Genomic DNA, 16009 nt, shown 5'->3' with positions numbered 1-16009 from the left:
CGGGTGATCAACTCGCGGTCCGCGGCTGCCGATGCGACCGTAGGCGAGGTGAGCGAGCTGAACTCCCCGTACACGCCCGGCACGCCGGCCTGGGTCGACATGATGACCACCGACCGGCAGGCCACCATGGACTTCTACGGCGGCCTGTTCGGCTGGGACTTCGAGATCGGCGGCCCGGAGACCGGCCACTACACGATGGCCCTGGTGCGCGGCCTGCCCGTGGCCGGGTTCGGCGAGATGCCGCCGGACGCGATGTTCCCCGTGGTGTGGACGACGTACCTGGCCACCGACGACCTCGACGAGTCGATCGAGGCGCTCAGCGCCAACGGCGGCAAGGTGCTCGTGCCGGAGTTCGACACCGGCGGTCCGGGCCGCGGCGCGATCGCGGTGGACCCGTCGGGCGCGGCGTTCGGGCTGTGGGAGGCGGGCACGCACATCGGCGCTTACGTGGTGAACGAGCCGGGCGCGGTGGTGTGGAACGAGCTGGCGACGCGCGACCCGTTCGGCGCGGCGGAGTTCTACCAGCAGGTGTTCGGCGTCGGCCTCGACCCGCTGCCCGACTTCCCGTACACCCAGCTCCAGGTGGACGGCCGCGCGGTGGCGGGCATCTTCGGGATGGCCAACGAGATCCCGGCCGAGATCCCGCCGCACTGGATGACCTACTTCGCGGTGTCCGACGCCGACGCGGCGGCCGAGAAGGTCCGCGAGCTGGGCGGCGTCACGGTCGGCGACGTGGTCGAGTCGCGGTTCGGCCGGTTCACCACGGTCGGCGACCCGATGGGCGCGACGTTCCGGGTCATCCAGTCGCCGCCTTCCACCCCAGACTGACCACCAGCGCGACGACGACGGTGAGGAACACCCGGCGCACGAACGCCGATCCGCGCCGCACGGCGAGCCGCGCCCCGAACACCGCGCCCGTCACGTTGCACAGGGCGAGCACCAAACCCAGGCCCCACAACACCTTCCCGGCCGGGATGAAGTACAGGAGCGCGCCCAGGTTCGTGGCGACGTTGACGATCTTCGCGGTGGCCGAGGCGCGCAGGAACGCGAACCCGACCACACCCACCAGCAGGAACACCAGGAACGTGCCGGTGCCCGGTCCGGCCAGGCCGTCGTAGAAGCCGATCACCGCGCCGCCCGCGGCCATCAGCGCGATCTGCGCGACGCGCGCGAACCTCGGCGTCTCGGCCACGCCCAGGTGCGGCTTGCGCCACGTGTAGAGGCCGACGCCGACCAGCGCGACGAGCACCACGCCGTTCAGCACGCCGGGCGCCAACGCCCCCGCGAACGCCGCGCCGCCCACCGCGCCGACGAACGCGGCCACCGCCATCGGCAGCGCCGACCACCAGTCGACGGTCGTCTGCCGGGCGTACGTGCGCACCGCGGCGGTCGTGCCGACCACGGACGCGATCTTGTTCGTGGCCAGCGCGTACAAGGGCTGGCCGCCGGGCGCGACCAACAGCAGCGCGGGCAGTTGGATCAGCCCGCCGCCGCCGACCACCGCGTCCACCGCGCCGGCGAGGGCGGCGGCCAGGCAGAGGAACAGCAGCGCGGCGAGCGAGATCTGCCCGAAGCCGGGCCAGTCGAGAGCGGCGGTCACGGCCACCAGCGTAACCGGACACGCGTACTGCTTTATTCGATGTGACCACCGCCTCCGCTGGTGACGGGATTCGCCGCCGATCTGGGAGCGCTCCCAAATACGCCGTTCGGCCCTGTTGTGCGCTGCGTCACGCGGTGAAGGGTGATCCCGGGTGTGTCCCCTGATCCACGTGGAGGTTCTCGGTGTTGAGATCCCGCAAGCGCACCGCGCTCGGAGCGATGGTCGCGCTGGCCCTGCTGGTCACCGGAGCACAGGCCAGCGGCATCGTCGAACCACCGGGTCAGGAGTACCTGGACGCCCGCGCGCCGGTCGACCGGCGGGTCGACGACCTCCTCAAGCGCATGACGCTGGAGGAGAAGGTCGGCCAGATGACCCAGATCCGGCTGGGCAAGCTGCGCGGCAACTGCGAGTGGAACCCCGGTCCGCTGCGCGCGGACTGCATGAAGGCCGTCCTGGAGGACGCGAAGGTCGGCTCCATCCTGTCCGGCGGCGGCGACGCGCCGAACCCCAACACGCCCCGCGCGTGGGCGGAGATGACCAACGCCATCCAGAAGTACGCGCTGGACCACAGCCGGCTGCGCATCCCGCTGATCTACGGCGCGGACGGCGTGCACGGCCACTCGAACGTCGTCAGCGCCACCATGTTCCCGCACCAGATCGGCCTCGGGGCGACGTGGAACCCGGAGCTGCTGGAGCGGCTGGGCGCGTCCACCGGTCGGGCCATGCGCGCCACCGGCGTGTTCTGGAACTTCGCGCCCGTGTCCGACATCGCCCGCGACACCCGCTGGGGCCGGTACTACGAGACGTACAGCGAGGACCCCGTGCTGGCCGGTTCCCTGGCCGCGGCGAACGTGCGCGGGCAGCAGGGCGACCCGACCGACGGCACGGCGAAGCTCACCGCGACCGCCAAGCACTTCGCGGGCTACTCCGAGCCGTTCAACGGCCACGACCGGGCGCCGGCCCAGCTGCCGATCCGGTACCTCCAGGACACCGTGCTGCCCGCGTTCCAGCCGCAGTTCGACGCCGGCGTCGGCACCGTGATGATCAACTCGGGCGCGGTGAACGGCGTGCCGGCCCACGCGTCGAAGTACCTGCTCACGACGCAGCTGCGCGAGCGGATGGGCTTCCGGGGCGTGGCCATCACCGACTGGGAGGACATCCGGTTCCTGGTGGACCGCTACCACGTGGCGGCGGACTACGAGGAGGCCATCGCGATGGCCGTCAACGCCGGCGTGGACATGGCGATGGAGCCGTCCAACGCGGCGGAGTTCACCGCCGGGCTGCTGGCGGGCGTGCGCGGCGGCGCGATCCCCGGCAAGCGGATCGACCAGGCCGTGCGGCGCATCCTGAAGCTCAAGTTCGACCTCGGGCTGTTCGAGAAGCCGTTCGTGGACCCGGAGCGGGCCGACGCGATCGTGAACGACGCCGACCGCCCCCTGGCCCGGCAGGCCGCGGCGGAGAGCACCGTGCTGCTGCGCAACGACGGCGTGCTGCCCCTGTCGACCGGCGCCGGCAAGCTCGTCGTGACCGGTGACGCGGCCGACTCGGTGGCCCGGCAGCTCGGCGGCTGGACCGTCGGCTGGCAGGGCGTGCCGACCTGGTCCCCGCTGCCCCCGACGGTGACGGTGCTGCAGGGCATCCGGGCCGCCGCGCCGTCCGCCAACGTGGTGAGCGCCCCGACGCGGGCCGAGGCGGTCGCGCAGGCCGGTGACGCCGACGCCGTCGTCGTGGTGCTCGGCGAGGACCCCGGCGCGGAGGGCGAGGCCGACACCGAGGCCCCGGCGCTGACCGCGGACCAGCAGGGGCTCGTGGACGCCGTGCGGGCGACCGGCAAGCCCGTCGTCGTGGTGCTGCTCACCGGCCGGCCGCAGGTGCTCGGCACGGTGGCCGACGCGCCCGCGCTGGTCGCGGGCTGGCTGCCCGGCTCCGAGGGCGGCGGCGCGATCGCCGACGTGCTGTTCGGCGCCGTCAACCCCAGCGGCAAGCTGCCCGTGTCGTGGCCGAAGACCGTCGGTGACCAGCCGTTCTCGTACGACCAGCTGCGTGGCGCCAACGCCGGCGAGAGCTCCGCGTACGACCCGGCGTTCGCGTTCGGGCACGGCCTGTCGTACACCACGTTCACCACGTCCGCGCCGACGGTGAAGTCCGCCGAGGCGCGCCGCGACGACCAGGTGAAGGTGTCGGTGACCGTCGCCAACACCGGTCAGCGGGACGGGACGCTCGTCGTGCCGGTGTACGTGCACCAGCCGGTCAGCAAGGTGCTGACGCCGGACCGTCGCCTGGTCGGCTTCACCCGGGTCGCGCTGAAGGCGGGCGAGCAGCGGACCGTCGAGGTGGCGTTCGACGTGAAGCGCCTCGCCGTGACCGCGGGCGACATGGACGGCTCCGGCAAGCCCGAGGTGGCCAAGGGCGACTACGACGTCGTCGTCGGTGACGGGAGGGCTCGATTCACGGTGCGGTGAGCTGCCCTGATATCCTTCCAGGCCGTACCCGCGCGGCATTCCGCTGTGGAGGAAAACCGCCCCTGATCCCAGGGGGCGGAGCCGGTGACAAGCGCGGTACGACCCCTGGACCGAGGAAAAGGTGGCTTTCGCGTGGCGAACATCAAGTCCCAGCTGAAGCGGATCAAGACCAACGAGAAGGCGCGCCTGCGCAACAAGGCCGTCAAGTCGTCGCTCAAGACCGCGATCCGCAAGTTCCGTGAGGCCGCCGAGGCCGGTGACAAGGAGAAGGCCGTCGCGCTGGCGCAGGACGCCTCGCGCAAGCTCGACAAGGCCGTCTCCAAGGGCGTGATCCACGCCAACCAGGCCGCCAACAAGAAGTCGGCGCTGGCCAAGCGCGCCAACCAGATCTGATCTGGACCTGAGCAAGCCGAAGGCGCCGCTCGCCCCGCACGGGGCGGGCGGCGCTTTCACATGCCCACCCAGGGCCGCCAGCCGGGTGCCGTGGCGGGGGATCCGGAGAGGGCCGGTTCGCCGTCAGGCACGGCTCGCGGCGAGGTGGGTCCCGCCGTTGGCGGTTCGCCGGGTTGTCGGTTCGCGGCGACGTGAGGTCTGCCGTGGAGCCGGGGCGACCGCGGGGCCGGGCGGTTGCGGGACGGGAGGTTAGCGGCGGCCGTGGGCGGCGACGATCTTCAGCACGGCGCGTTCCAGGGCGTAGCCCGAGTCGGCCGCGACGCCCTTCACGTCGGCGTTGAGGTCGGCGACCACCGCCATCGCCGCCGCGATGCCCCGGTCGTCCCAGCCGCGCGACTGCCCCTGCGCCTTCTTCACCTTCCACGGCGGCATGCCGAGTTCACCCGCGAGCTTGAACGGGTCGCCCCGGCCGACCGCCGACACCCGCGCGATCGTCCGGACCGCGTCGGCGAGCGCGTCGGCGACCAGCACGTGCGGCACGCCGAGCTGGATCGCCCAGCGCAACGCCTCCAGCGCGCCGGCCCGGTCGCCCATCACCGCCTTCTCCGCCACCGCGAAGCCGGTCACCTCGGCCCTGCCCCGGTGGTAGCGGCGGACGGCTTCGGCGTCGACCTTGCCGGCGGTGTCGGCGACCAGTTGCGAGGCGGCCGCGGCCAGCTCGCGCAGGTCTGACCCGACCGCCTCGATCAGCGCCGCGACGGCCTCCGGGTCGGCCTTGCCGCCACCGGCCGAACGGATCTCGTTGCGCACGAACGCCTCGCGGTCCGCGGCCTTGGTGATCTTCGGGCACTCGGTCACCCGGGCGCCCGCCTTGCGCAGCGCGCCCGGCAGGTCCTTGGCCACCTTGCTGCGCCCGCCGCCGGTGTGGATGACGACCAGCGTCACCCCGTCGGCCGGCGCCTTGGCGTAGGCGACGACCGCGTCGGCGATCTCCTTGCCCACCTCCTGCGCCGCCTCCAGGGCGATGACGCGCCCCTCGGCGAACAGCGACGGGCTCACCAGTTCGGCCAGCTCAGGCACGGTGAGATCCGTCACGCGAACCCTGGTCAGGTCGGCCTGGGAATCGAGCTTCCGGGCCGCGTCCAGCGCACCGCGCACCGCGCGCTCGACCAGCAACTCCTCCTCGCCGATGATCAGGTGCACGGCGTTGGACGCGTCAGCGGGCGAACTCACGGCGCGATCCTCCCACGGTCGACCGACGTCCGGATGGTGGACGTCGCTGGCTGAGGGTCGGGATCGTGACGTACTTTGACGGCACAACTGAATACCGCTCATCCAGAGGGGCAGAGGGATCGGCCCGAAGAAGCCCCGGCAACCCGTCGTTCAGCGTGCGCTGGCGACCACGGTGCCAATTCCGACCCGCGACGCGCGGGAAAGATGAGGAGATACCTCGCGATGACTGCTGTCAGTGTGCCCTCGGCCACCACCTCCTTCGACCTCGGTCCTGCCCGGGCACTGTCCTGTCGCGAATGCGGGCACGAGACGCCGCTCGCCCCCGAGTACGCCTGTCTTGAGTGTTTCGGGCCGCTGGAAGTGGCCTACGACTTCGGCCGGGTCCGCCGTGAGGACATCGAAGCCGGCCCCCGGTCGATCTGGCGCTACCGCGGCCTCCTCCCCGTTCCGTCCAACGTGGAGTCGCACCCCAACACCAACCCCGGCGCCACCCGCCTGGTCGAGGCCGACCGCCTCGCCAAGGCGCTGGGCGTGCGCAAGGTCTGGGTGAAGGACGACACCGGCAACCCGACCCACTCGTTCAAGGACCGCGTCGTCGGCGTCGCCCTCGCCGCCGCCCGCGAGCTCGGCTTCAAGGTCCTGGCCTGCCCGTCCACCGGCAACCTCGCCAACGCCGTCGCCGCCGCCGCGGCCCGCGCCGGCTGGCAGTCGGTGGTCCTGGTGCCGTCCAGCCTGGAGCGGGCGAAGATCCTCATGACCGCCGTGTACGGCGGCAACCTGATCACCGTCGACGGCAACTACGACGACGTGAACCGGCTGGCCCAGGAACTGGCGGCCGAGCACGAGGACTGGGCGTTCGTCAACGTCAACGTCCGCCCCTACTACGCCGAGGGCTCCAAGACGCTCGGCTACGAGGTCGCCGAGCAGCTCGGCTGGCGGCTGCCCGACCAGATCGTGGTGCCCATCGCGTCCGGCTCCCAGTTGACCAAGGTCGACAAGGCGTTCCGCGAGCTGGGCAGCCTCGGCCTGGTCGAGGAGACCCCGTACCGGGTGTTCGGCGCGCAGGCCACCGGCTGCTCCCCCGTCTCGGCCGCCTACAAGGCGGGCCTGGACGTGGTCACCCCGGTCCGCCCGGACACCATCGCCCGCTCGCTGGCCATCGGCGCCCCCGCCGACGGGCCCTACGTGCTGGACGCCGTCCGCCGCACCAACGGCGCGATCGAGGACGTCACGGACGAAGAGGTCGTCGAGGGCATCCGCCTCCTGGCCCGCACCGAGGGCATCTTCGCCGAGACCGCCGGCGGCGTGACCGTGGCGACCGCGAAGAAGCTCATCGAGACCGGTCAGCTCGACCCGGACGGCGAGACGGTGCTGCTGATCACCGGCGACGGCCTGAAGACCCTCGACGCGCTCGGCGACCGCGTCGGCCCGCGGGCCAACGTCCCGCCGTCGGCGGAGGCCGTGCTGAAGGCGCTCCAGGACTGAGTCCACCCGGCCCGCCGCCGGTCTGCCGCCGGCGGGCCGGCCCAGGGCGTGCGGTGACGGCGGCGGTCGCGGCGCGGGCGGTCACAGGGCGATCCGGGAGGAACGCAGCCAGCCGGTGCGGGGGAACGCCGCCAGTTCCGGCAGGACGTGCGGACCCACCTGCTCGGTGACCACGCGCCAGGCGGTCAGCAGTTGGGGCCACGGGCGTTTCTCCTTCTCCTGGTTGTAGCGCTCGGCGTGCCACTCCTCCGGTGACATGGACAGGTCGGCGTCGAACAGGGCGTCGGCGACCAGGCGGTAGGCGGCGGTGGCCGACGGCACCTGCGCCAGGCGGATCACCCCGGTCGTGGTCGCGCGGGCGACGATGCCGCGTCCACCTCCGCGCAGGTCCTCGCACACGTAGTAGGTGAAGCCGGGACGCAGTTCGTCGCGCGGCCACGGCTGGGCGGTGTACCCGGGCTGCCACAGCGCCCACCCCACCGCCCGGTCGCCGTTGTTCCGCACCCAGCCCGCGTGCAGTCGGATCCAAACGTCGTTCTTCATGGTTCTCCCCTTGTCCGTTGGGTCGTGCGTTGCCTTGTCCAGCGCTCTGCCCGTGGTCGGTCGGCCCGCCCCGGCGGGCGACCCGCGGCCCGTCCGGGCCGGTGAGGACGGCGGTGTCGCCGTCCCGGTCGGTGCGCAGCACCAGCGCGCCTTGCCTGGTGAGGGCGTCGACCAGCACGCCGCTCGGGTGGCCGTAGCGGTTGCGCGCACCGACGCTCACCAGGGCGATCCGCGGCCGCACCGCCGCCAGGAACTCCGGCGACGAGTACCGCGAACCGTGGTGCGGCACCTTCAGCACGTCCGCCCGCAGGTCGACGTGCCCGCCGAGCAGGTCCGCCTGCCCGGCCAACTCGATGTCGCCGGTCAACAGCACCCGGCCGGCCGGGGTCGTGGCCCGCAGCACCAGCGACGCGTCGTTGACCGCCGTGTTCGTCCCGCCCATCGGGTCCGCCCGCGGACCCAGCACGTCGAGGTCCAGACCCGGCCAGCTCATCCGCTGCCCGGCGCCCAGCTCGACCACGCGGACACCCGCAGCCCGCGCCCGACCCCGAACCTCCTCCCACGCCCACTCCGGTTGCCGCGACGGCCCCACGGCCACCGCGCCCACGCCCCGCTCCGCCAGCACCGCGGCCAACCCGCCGACGTGGTCGGCGTGCAGGTGGCTGAGGACCACCAGCGGGATGCGCCGCACCCCGAGCCGGCGCAGGCACGACAGCACCGGCACCGGGTCCGGGCCGGTGTCCACGAGCACCACCCGGTCACGCTCGGTGGTGGCCAGCACCACCGCGTCGCCCTGCCCCACGTCGCAGGCCACCACCGACCAGCCCGGCACGGGCCAACCGGGTGAGACCACCCCCACGGGGACGGCCACCACCACCGCACCGATCACCGCGGCCACCACCAGCGTCCGCACCCGGCGCAGCCTGGTGATCGCGTAGCCGACCACCAGCACCACGGCCAGCAACGCCCCGCCGGCCCACCCGCCCGGCCACCCGACCGCCGCGCCCGGCACCGCCGCCGCGTGCCGGCCGACGGTGATCAGCCAGCTCGCCGCCGGACCCGCCACCTCGACCACGAGCCGTGCCACCGGTTCGTTCACCTGCGCCAGCACGGCGGCCAGCACGCCGAGCACCGTCGCCGGGGCGACCACCGGCGCCACCAGCAGGTTCGCCAGCACCGCGACCAGGCTCACCTGCCCGGACAGGCCTGCGACCAGCGGCGCGGTCGCCAGGTTGGCGGCCATCGGCACCGCCAGCGCCTCGGCGAGTCCGACCGGGACGCCGCGCTCCTTCATCGCGACGGCCCACCTCGGCGCGAGGAGCACCAGCGCCGCCGTCGCCACGACCGACAGCCCGAACCCCGGTTCGGTGGCCAGTTCCGGGTCGTAGAGGACCAGGACCACCACCGCGGCCGCGAGCGCCGGCAACGCCGACCGCTCCCGCCCCAGCACCAGCGCGAGCAACGCCACCGCGCCCATCACGGCCGCCCGCAGCACACTGGGCTCCGGCCCAGCCAACACCACGAACCCGACCAGCGCGACCATCGCACCCGCCGCGCAGCCGCGAGGGCCAGCCCGGAGCAGCCTCAGCAGCAACAGGACCGCTCCGCACAAGATCGCCAGGTTGGCGCCGCTGACGGCCAGCACGTGGGCGAGGCCGGCGGTCCGGAACTCCTCGATCACCCTGGGCGAGAGACCGGAGGTGTCGCCGACGACGAGCGCGGGCAGCAGCCCGGCCGGCTCCGGGTCGAGCGCGGTGCTCGCGCGGCGCAGCCCGGCGCGGACGTCTTCGGCCACGCGTTGCCACAGCGGCGCTTCGGTCACCTCCCGCGGAGGGCCGCGGACCCTCAGCACCGCAACGGTCAGCTCGCCTCCCCGCGGCGGGGCGAGGGTGCCGCGGGCGGTGACTTCCTGGCCTGGCAACAAGGTCCGCCACCGCGCCGCCGGGGCGAGCACGGCGATCCGGGCGCCGTCGTCGAGCGTCGCGCGGACCAGCACGAGGTCGACGCCTCCGGCCCGCGAGCCGAAACCGCTGGAGCGCAAGCCGTGCGGCCGGTCGTCGAGTTCGAAGTGGACGGTGGTGGGCGTTCCGCTCCCGGCTGCCGCGCGGAGTGGGTGGTGAGCCGCGCTGTGGACCTGCACGCCGATCCAGCACGCGGCCACCGGAGCCGCGACCGCCACCGCGACCGCCGCCGGTCGCCACGGCCGCAGTGCCAGGCCGCCGATGACGGCGGCGGCCAAACCGACCACGACCGCCGCCCACCAGGCCCAGAGCAGCCCGGCGATGGCCGTCGCCCACACCGCGAGCGCGGCCGGGACGAGGTGCGCGCGGGGGTTCACGACCCCGCCCAGCGGAGCGGCGACCGTCCCGCGGTGGAACGGCACGTGCGGGTGGCGGCAACCCGGCGGACGAAGACGGGCAGGCGGCGGGCGCGGTCGAACAGTTGACGGATGCGGTGGCGGTGATCGGGGTGGTTCCTGCGCCCTCCACGCCGGACGTGGGGCCGGCGGGAGAGGAGGCGGCGGAAGAAGTCGAGGCGAGTCGGAGTCATGGCGTGCTCCTGGGTGAGGGGTGGAGGAGATGGCGCGCGAGGCGTCAGAGGCGGACCAGGTCGCGGAGCTTGGCGAGCTTCGCGTCGCCGATGCCCTCGATCTCGCCCAGCTGCTCCAAGGACGTGAAGGGGCCGCGTTTCTGCCTTCGGTCGACGATGCGCTGCGCCGTCACCGGGCCGACGCCCGGCAACGTGTCGAGCTGGTCCTTGGTGGCGGTGTTCACGTTCAGCGGCGCGGTGGCCGGGCCTTCCGGCAGCGGGGCCGGGATGCCCACGGCGATCTGCTCGCCGTCGGCGACCTTGCGGGCGAGGTTGAGCGCGGTCAGGTCGGCGCCGGGGTTGGCTCCGCCCGCCGCCTGGAGCGCGTCGGCCACCCTGGCGCCGCTGGGCACGGTCACCAGTCCCGGCGTGGGCACCTGGCCCACGACGTTGACCACCAGCTGTTCGACGCTGTGGGTCACGGCGGCGGCCTCGGCCACCGGGAGGTCGGGTGGGACCTCCGGGAGCGGGCGCTGCCACCACAGGGCCAGGGCAACCGCCAGCGCGACGCCCGCCATGACGCCCGCGACGAGGACTCGGCGGCGGTGTGGGAGGGCCTGCTCCGGCAGCCAGCGGCGCAGCAGGCGGCGGAGGGAGCCGGGCGGGCTCGAGCCGCCGTCCGACGAGACGAAGACGAGCGTCTCGGCGTCGGAGGCCCGGTGTCTGCCCCGCTCCTGCGAGATGAGGGCTTTGAGACGGGCTGCTGTGGTTTCCGGTTTGCGGTCGAACATGTGGTCGACGTTAGGCCGGGTGGACCAGGGCGTGCGGCGGCGATCGGGAATCTGTGGACAACTCGGAAATGATGGATAAAGCGGGCTAGGAATAGCCTCCGGGCAGGACCACCACGCCAAGCACACCGGGGCCCGTGTGCGCGCCGATCACGGCTCCCACCTCGGAAATCAGGCAGCCGGTCGAGCCGGGGACGCGTTCGTCGAGCCGGGTCGCGAGTTCCGCCGCGCGCTCCGGCGCGGCCAAGTGGTGGACAGCCAGGCCGACCGGCCCGGAACCCGCCGCCGACGCCGCCAGGTCGACCAGGCGGCCGATCGCCCGGCTCATCGTGCGCACCTTCTCCAGCGGCACGATCCGGCCGTCGTCGACGTGCAGCAGCGGCTTCACCGCCAGCGCGGTCCCGACCAGGGCCGCGGCGGCGCCGATCCGGCCGCCCCGCCGCAGGTGGTCGAGCGTTTCCACGCAGAAGAACATCTTGACGCGCGCCGCCGCCGCCGCGGCCGCTTCCTCCGCGCACGCGCCGTCGCCGCCGGCCGCACTCGCGGCCAGCGCGGCGAAACCCAGCCCCATGCCCGTGGCCCGCGAGTCGACCACCCTGATCCGGGTCGGGTCGACCTCCTCGGCGGCCAGCCGGGCGGCCTCCCACGTGCCCGACAGGTCACGGGACAGGTGCACGGACACCACCGAGTCGGCGCCCTCCGCGAGAACCGAGCGGTACACCTCGGCCAGCTCGCCGGGCGTCGGCCGCGACGTGGTCACCCGGCGGTGCTCGCCGAGTGCCGCCGCCAGCTCCACCGGACCGAAGTCGACGCCGTCCAGCCTGCTGCGACCGTCCACGGCGACGTGCAGCGGCACGATCCTGATCCCGTGCCGCTCGGCGAACCCCTCGGGCAGGTACGCCGTGGAGTCGGTGACGATCGTGGTGGACACGAGTGCCGAGACTACGGCTCCGCCCGACCCGAGTGGCTGACCGCCACGGACCGGATCAGTTCCGCCATCGCGTGCCCGACCAGGTCGTGGCCTTCCCAGCCCCAGTGCATGCCGTCCGGGTTGCCACGCCGTGACCGAACGTGCTCGCCCACCAGCGGCGGCACGTCCAGCAGCGGCACGTCCGCGCCCGCCGCCCACACGCGCAGCGCGCGCTCAGCCGCCGCACGTCCACTGTGAACGCCCCCGTAAGCCGGCGAACGGTGCACAGAGGGTGTCATCCCGACCACCCTGATACCCGGCTCAAGAGCACGCACAGCGCGCACCGAGTCGTCCAGGTACCGCACGGTCAGGCGCGGCGGCAACGCCACCGGACGCCCGCCGAGCACCCGCGACAGCACCGGCTGCACCGCCCGGTACCCCGCCCGCGCACGCCGCCGCACGCCGTCCGGCCGCAGGTAGCGCAGCCCTTGCCGCAGGAACGTCGGCAACGGCGACGGCAGCGTGTCCATGTGCCCCACTGCCAGCACCACCACGTCGGTGCGCGGCAGGAGCGACCACACCCTGGGGTCGCCGGTGAGCGACCACCAGGCGTCACGGGCGGTCCAGCCGAACCCCGCCGCCAGCTCCGCGTGCCCGCCCAGCGCCGACGCGGCGACGTTCGGCCACAGCCGGGGGTGATCGGCGGGCAAGGGCCCTCGCGGCCCGTGGAACGTCAGCGAATCGCCGAGGACGAGCAGTCTCACCTGGTGGTTCCGGCGTTGTACGACGACAGCCGCCACCGGCCGTCGCCGTGCGGCCGGCGGGTGAACACGGTCCAGTGGCAGTTGCCGATGCCGCCGAGCAGCGCCCACCGGTCCACCGGCAACTCCAGCAACCGGCCGGTCAACGCGCTGATCAGGCCGCCGTGCGCGCACAGCATGACCGTCCCGGAGAACTCCGCGTCCACGTCGGACACGACGGCGAGCGCGCGCTCGGCGACCTCCACGCGCGTCTCGCCGTCCGGCGGCGCCAGGGTGCCGTCGGCCCGCCACCGGTCCAGCGAGCCCGGCCACTCCGCCTCGATCTCGGTCGAGGTGAGCCCCTGCCACTTGCCCAGGTGGGTCTCCCGCAGCCGTTCGTCGATCCGCAGGGGAACACCGGTCGCGTCCGTGAACACCGTCGCGGTGTCCCGCGCCCGGTGCAGGTCGGAGGCGACCACCAGCTCGGGTGCGAACCCGGCGAGGACCGGCACCGCGAACCGCGCCTGGTTCCACCCGACCTCGGTCAACGCCGAGTCGAGGTGGCCCTGCATGCGGCCGGTCGCGTTGTAGTCGGTCTCACCGTGCCGCCACAGCACGAGCCGGTTCAGGGTCATGCCTCGGCGACCTCGTCGGCCCCGGCGCCGGCGTCGAACTCGATCCGCGGGCAGTCCTTCCACAGCCGCTCCAGGCCGTAGAAGCTGCGCTCCTCCGAGTGCTGGACGTGCACCACCACGTCCACGAAGTCCAGCAGGACCCATCGACCTTCGCGCGCGCCCTCACGGCGCACCGGCTTGCGGCCGGCCTCGCGCAACTTCTCCTCAACGCTGTCCACGATCGCGCCGACCTGCCGCTCGTTGGCGGCGGAGGCGATCACGAAGACGTCCGTGATCACCAGCTGGTCGGACACGTCGAGCACGATCACGTCGTGCGCCTTCTTGTCGGCTGCCGCGCTCGCGGCGACCAGCGCCAACCGTCGTGCCTCGTCGGTGGCTGCCACGTCACTCCTCATCACACCGGCGGACGCCTATACGCCCGCACGAGTCAATGAGGGTACCGGCGTCCGGGCTCAGTCCGGCATCGAGTAAAGCCGGCGCTTGCTGATGTATTGAACGACACCGTCCGGGACGAGGTACCAGACGGGCAGTCCGGAGGCCGTCCGGGCGCGCACGGCGGTCGACGAGATGGCCATCGCGGGCACCTCCACCAGCGACACCACGCCCGGCGGCAGGTGCGTGTCGTGCAGCTCGTAACCCGGTCGGGTGACCCCGATGAAGTGGGCGAGGTCGAACACGTCGTCCGCCCGCCGCCACGACAGGATCTGCTCCAACGCGTCCGCGCCGGTGATGAAGAACAGGTCGGCGTCCGGGTGCGTGACCTTCAGGTCCGTGAGCGTGTCGATCGTGTACGTCGGCCCGGCCCGGTCGATGTCCACCCGGCTGACCGAGAACCTCGGGTTCGACGCGGTGGCGATGACCGTCATCAGGTACCGGTCCTCGGCGGCGCTGACCTCGCGCTCGCTCTTCTGCCAGGGCTGGCCGGTCGGCACGAACACCACTTCGTCGAGGTCGAACCGAGCCTGCACCTCGCTGGCCGCGACCAGGTGGCCGTGGTGCACCGGGTCGAACGTGCCACCCATGACGCCGATACGCCGCTTGGACATGGGAAGTGAGCCTAGTTCGGGTGGTGCGCGGGCGGCCGGTCGCTCCCCGAAAGGCCACCCGCGCACTCGACTCCCGGCCGCGGCCCCGGGGGAGCAGGCCGCCTCCGCGGATCGCTCGGCCCACCCCGAATCAGGGCCGCGCGACCATGGGACGCGCGGCTCACGCACCCATGACGCGATCGGCGGAACTTTTTTCGCTAGAGCTGCGGCGCGAGCACCGAGCCGTCCGAGTCGCGCACCAGGATGGCCTCCATCGGGCACGACTCGGCCGCGTCGACCACCGCGTCGTCGGGCTCCACGGCCTCGTTGACCGGCGTGGCCGTGCCTCCCTCGAACCGGAAGTGGCCCGGCGCGGTGGCCGTGCACATACCGGTGCCGATGCACGCGCCCCGGTCCAGTTCGATCGTCCACTTCCCCATGCGACTACCACCTCACCGAGAGCGACTGCGGGCCACGGATCAGTCTGCCCTTCTTGAACGTGACGTCACCGTCCAGTCGGAGCAACGGGAACCTCTTGAGGAGGGAACCGATGGCGACCTGGAGCTCCATCCGGGCCAGCGGGGCGCCGATGCAGTGGTGCGCGCCGTGGCCGAACATGATGTGCGGGTTGTGCTCGCGGTGGAAGTCGACCTCGTTCGGGTTCTCGAACACCGAGGGGTCGCGGTTCGCGGCGACGTTGTTGACGAACACCGCCTCGCCCGGCTTGATCGTGACGCCGGACAGCTCGACCTCCGCGGTCGCGATCCGGGGGAAGCCCGCGGAACCACCCAGCGGGGTGAACCTCAGCAGCTCCTCGACGGCGGCCGGCACCAGCGACGGGTCGGCGCGCAGCTCGCCGAGCCGGTCGGGCATGCGCAACAGCTGGTAGACGAAGTTGCCGATCTGGTTCGCGGTGGTCTCGTGCCCCGCGACCAGCAGCGCCACCCCGAACGACACCAGCTCCTGGGCGCTGAGCCGGTCCTCGTTGTCGTGCGCCGCGACCAGCACGGACAGCATGTCGTCACCGGGCTCGACGCGCTTGCGCTCGACCAGGCCGGCCATGTACGTCCGCAGCGACTCGTTCGCCGCGAGGATCTCGTCGTACGTGAACGCGGAGATCGCCACCGCCGCCTCCGACCAGGCGCGGAACGCGGCCCGGTCTTCGTACGGCACGCCGAGCATCTCGCAGATGATCGTGATGGGCAGCGGCATGGCCAGCGCCTCGACCAGGTCCGCGGGCGGACCCTGCCGCTCCACGTCGTCCAGCAGCCCGTCCACGATCTCCTGGGCGCGCTCGCGCAGCTGCTCGGTGCGCCGCGCCGTGAACGCCTTCGCGACCAGCCTGCGCAGCCGCGTGTGGTCCGGCGGGTCCATGCTCAGGATGTTCGCCTCCGCCGGCATGGACGGCAGGGTGCGCGGCACGTCGGCGCCCGGCTCCATCACCGCCGCGCGGCTGAACCTGGGGTCGGCGAGCACGGTCTTGGCGTCCTCGTACCGGGTGGCCAGCCACCCGTCCCCGCCGTACGGCAGCCGGACCCGCGCCACGGGCTCGTCCCGCTGCAGCTCCAGGTAGGTGGGGTTGAGCACGAGGTCGTCGGGCTCGGTGAACGGGTAGGACCTGATCTCCATCGGTACCCCCATGTAAGCATTCGCTTACTTCCGACAG

General features: G+C 73.0%; 14 protein-coding genes, 1 pseudogene and 1 riboswitch. Of the genes and pseudogenes, 4 read left to right on the top strand and 11 right to left on the bottom strand.

Annotation, left to right across the window (positions count from 1 at the left end; all coding sequences use genetic code 11):
* Positions 1-48: 48 nt before the first annotated feature.
* Positions 49-828 (top strand): VOC family protein, encoded by a 780-nt coding sequence (locus ACRAKH_RS06880; RefSeq protein ID WP_380722388.1) that lies wholly within the window; start codon positions 49-51, stop codon positions 826-828.
* Here ACRAKH_RS06880 and ACRAKH_RS06875 read toward each other — a convergent pair.
* The gene (locus tag ACRAKH_RS06875; RefSeq protein WP_380722390.1) at positions 797-1600 is read right to left on the bottom strand and encodes a sulfite exporter TauE/SafE family protein; all 804 of its coding nucleotides are present in this window, start codon (positions 1598-1600) and stop codon (positions 797-799) included. The two genes, ACRAKH_RS06880 and ACRAKH_RS06875, sit on opposite strands and share 32 nt — an antisense overlap.
* 185 nt (positions 1601-1785) lie before the next feature.
* Here ACRAKH_RS06875 and ACRAKH_RS06870 point away from each other — a divergent pair, with 185 nt between their 5' ends.
* On the top strand, positions 1786-4062 hold the full coding sequence (locus ACRAKH_RS06870; RefSeq protein WP_380722392.1) for a glycoside hydrolase family 3 N-terminal domain-containing protein: 2277 nt from the start codon (positions 1786-1788) through the stop codon (positions 4060-4062).
* A gap of 132 nt (positions 4063-4194) precedes the next feature.
* A complete protein-coding gene (gene rpsT, locus ACRAKH_RS06865) occupies positions 4195-4455 on the top strand; it encodes a 30S ribosomal protein S20 (RefSeq protein ID WP_380722394.1) in 261 nt (86 codons plus the stop codon).
* Positions 4456-4704: 249 nt separating this feature from the next.
* Here rpsT and holA read toward each other — a convergent pair whose 3' ends face one another.
* Positions 4705-5688: a DNA polymerase III subunit delta gene (gene holA / locus ACRAKH_RS06860; protein ID WP_380722396.1), complete on the bottom strand. Its 984-nt coding sequence runs from the start codon at positions 5686-5688 to the stop codon at positions 4705-4707.
* Between the two features lie 95 nt (positions 5689-5783).
* Positions 5784-5899: riboswitch (SAM riboswitch) on the top strand.
* An 11-nt stretch (positions 5900-5910) separates the two neighbouring features.
* On the opposite strand from holA, the gene thrC reads away from it, so the two are divergent.
* A complete protein-coding gene (thrC, locus tag ACRAKH_RS06855) occupies positions 5911-7173 on the top strand; it encodes a threonine synthase (protein WP_380722398.1) in 1263 nt (420 codons plus the stop codon).
* Positions 7174-7777: 604 nt separating this feature from the next.
* Here the strand turns inward: thrC and ACRAKH_RS06850 are convergent.
* The 9 genes and pseudogenes from ACRAKH_RS06850 to ACRAKH_RS06810 form a co-directional block, all read right to left on the bottom strand.
* Positions 7778-10054, bottom strand: a pseudogene (locus tag ACRAKH_RS06850) (DNA internalization-related competence protein ComEC/Rec2); the annotation flags it as partial.
* Positions 10055-10310: 256 nt separating this feature from the next.
* Positions 10311-11036: a helix-hairpin-helix domain-containing protein gene (locus tag ACRAKH_RS06845; RefSeq protein ID WP_380722400.1), complete on the bottom strand. Its 726-nt coding sequence runs from the start codon at positions 11034-11036 to the stop codon at positions 10311-10313.
* A gap of 85 nt (positions 11037-11121) precedes the next feature.
* Positions 11122-11964 (bottom strand): DegV family protein, encoded by an 843-nt coding sequence (locus ACRAKH_RS06840; protein ID WP_380722402.1) that lies wholly within the window; start codon positions 11962-11964, stop codon positions 11122-11124.
* A gap of 11 nt (positions 11965-11975) precedes the next feature.
* Positions 11976-12707 carry a diglucosylglycerate octanoyltransferase gene (gene octT / locus ACRAKH_RS06835; RefSeq protein ID WP_380722404.1) on the bottom strand — a complete coding sequence of 244 codons (732 nt, stop codon included), beginning with the start codon at positions 12705-12707 and terminating at the stop codon, positions 11976-11978.
* Positions 12704-13318 (bottom strand): histidine phosphatase family protein, encoded by a 615-nt coding sequence (locus ACRAKH_RS06830; RefSeq protein WP_380722406.1) that lies wholly within the window; start codon positions 13316-13318, stop codon positions 12704-12706. Before ACRAKH_RS06830 ends, octT begins: the two co-directional genes overlap by 4 nt.
* Complete coding sequence (gene rsfS / locus ACRAKH_RS06825) at positions 13315-13701, bottom strand: ribosome silencing factor (RefSeq protein ID WP_380722408.1); 387 nt, start codon at positions 13699-13701, stop codon at positions 13315-13317. The genes ACRAKH_RS06830 and rsfS overlap by 4 nt, the downstream gene beginning before the upstream one ends.
* 69 nt (positions 13702-13770) lie before the next feature.
* The gene (gene nadD, locus ACRAKH_RS06820; protein ID WP_380722410.1) at positions 13771-14364 is read right to left on the bottom strand and encodes a nicotinate-nucleotide adenylyltransferase; all 594 of its coding nucleotides are present in this window, start codon (positions 14362-14364) and stop codon (positions 13771-13773) included.
* A gap of 197 nt (positions 14365-14561) precedes the next feature.
* Entirely contained in the window at positions 14562-14783 is a 222-nt protein-coding gene (locus ACRAKH_RS06815; protein WP_380722412.1) for a ferredoxin, read from the bottom strand.
* 4 nt (positions 14784-14787) lie between these two features.
* A complete protein-coding gene (locus ACRAKH_RS06810) occupies positions 14788-15972 on the bottom strand; it encodes a cytochrome P450 (protein ID WP_447009688.1) in 1185 nt (394 codons plus the stop codon).
* Positions 15973-16009: the final 37 nt, after the last annotated feature.

The organism is Saccharothrix hoggarensis, from assembly GCF_052936025.1.
The sequence above is the reverse complement of the archived record's forward strand: the minus strand, read 5'-3'. Positions and strand labels throughout refer to the sequence as shown.

What these genes read in the sequence shown, in the direction of transcription:
- ACRAKH_RS06845 (WP_380722400.1), bottom strand. Translation starts at nt 11,036, where the DNA reads ATGTTCGACCGCAAACCGGAAACCACAGCAGCCCGTCTCAAAGCCCTC.
- ACRAKH_RS06810 (WP_447009688.1), bottom strand. Translation starts at nt 15,972, where the DNA reads ATGGAGATCAGGTCCTACCCGTTCACCGAGCCCGACGACCTCGTGCTC.
- ACRAKH_RS06815 (WP_380722412.1), bottom strand. Translation starts at nt 14,783, where the DNA reads ATGGGGAAGTGGACGATCGAACTGGACCGGGGCGCGTGCATCGGCACC.
- nadD (WP_380722410.1), bottom strand. Translation starts at nt 14,364, where the DNA reads ATGTCCAAGCGGCGTATCGGCGTCATGGGTGGCACGTTCGACCCGGTG.
- ACRAKH_RS06830 (WP_380722406.1), bottom strand. Translation starts at nt 13,318, where the DNA reads ATGACCCTGAACCGGCTCGTGCTGTGGCGGCACGGTGAGACCGACTAC.
- thrC (WP_380722398.1), top strand. Translation starts at nt 5,911, where the DNA reads ATGACTGCTGTCAGTGTGCCCTCGGCCACCACCTCCTTCGACCTCGGT.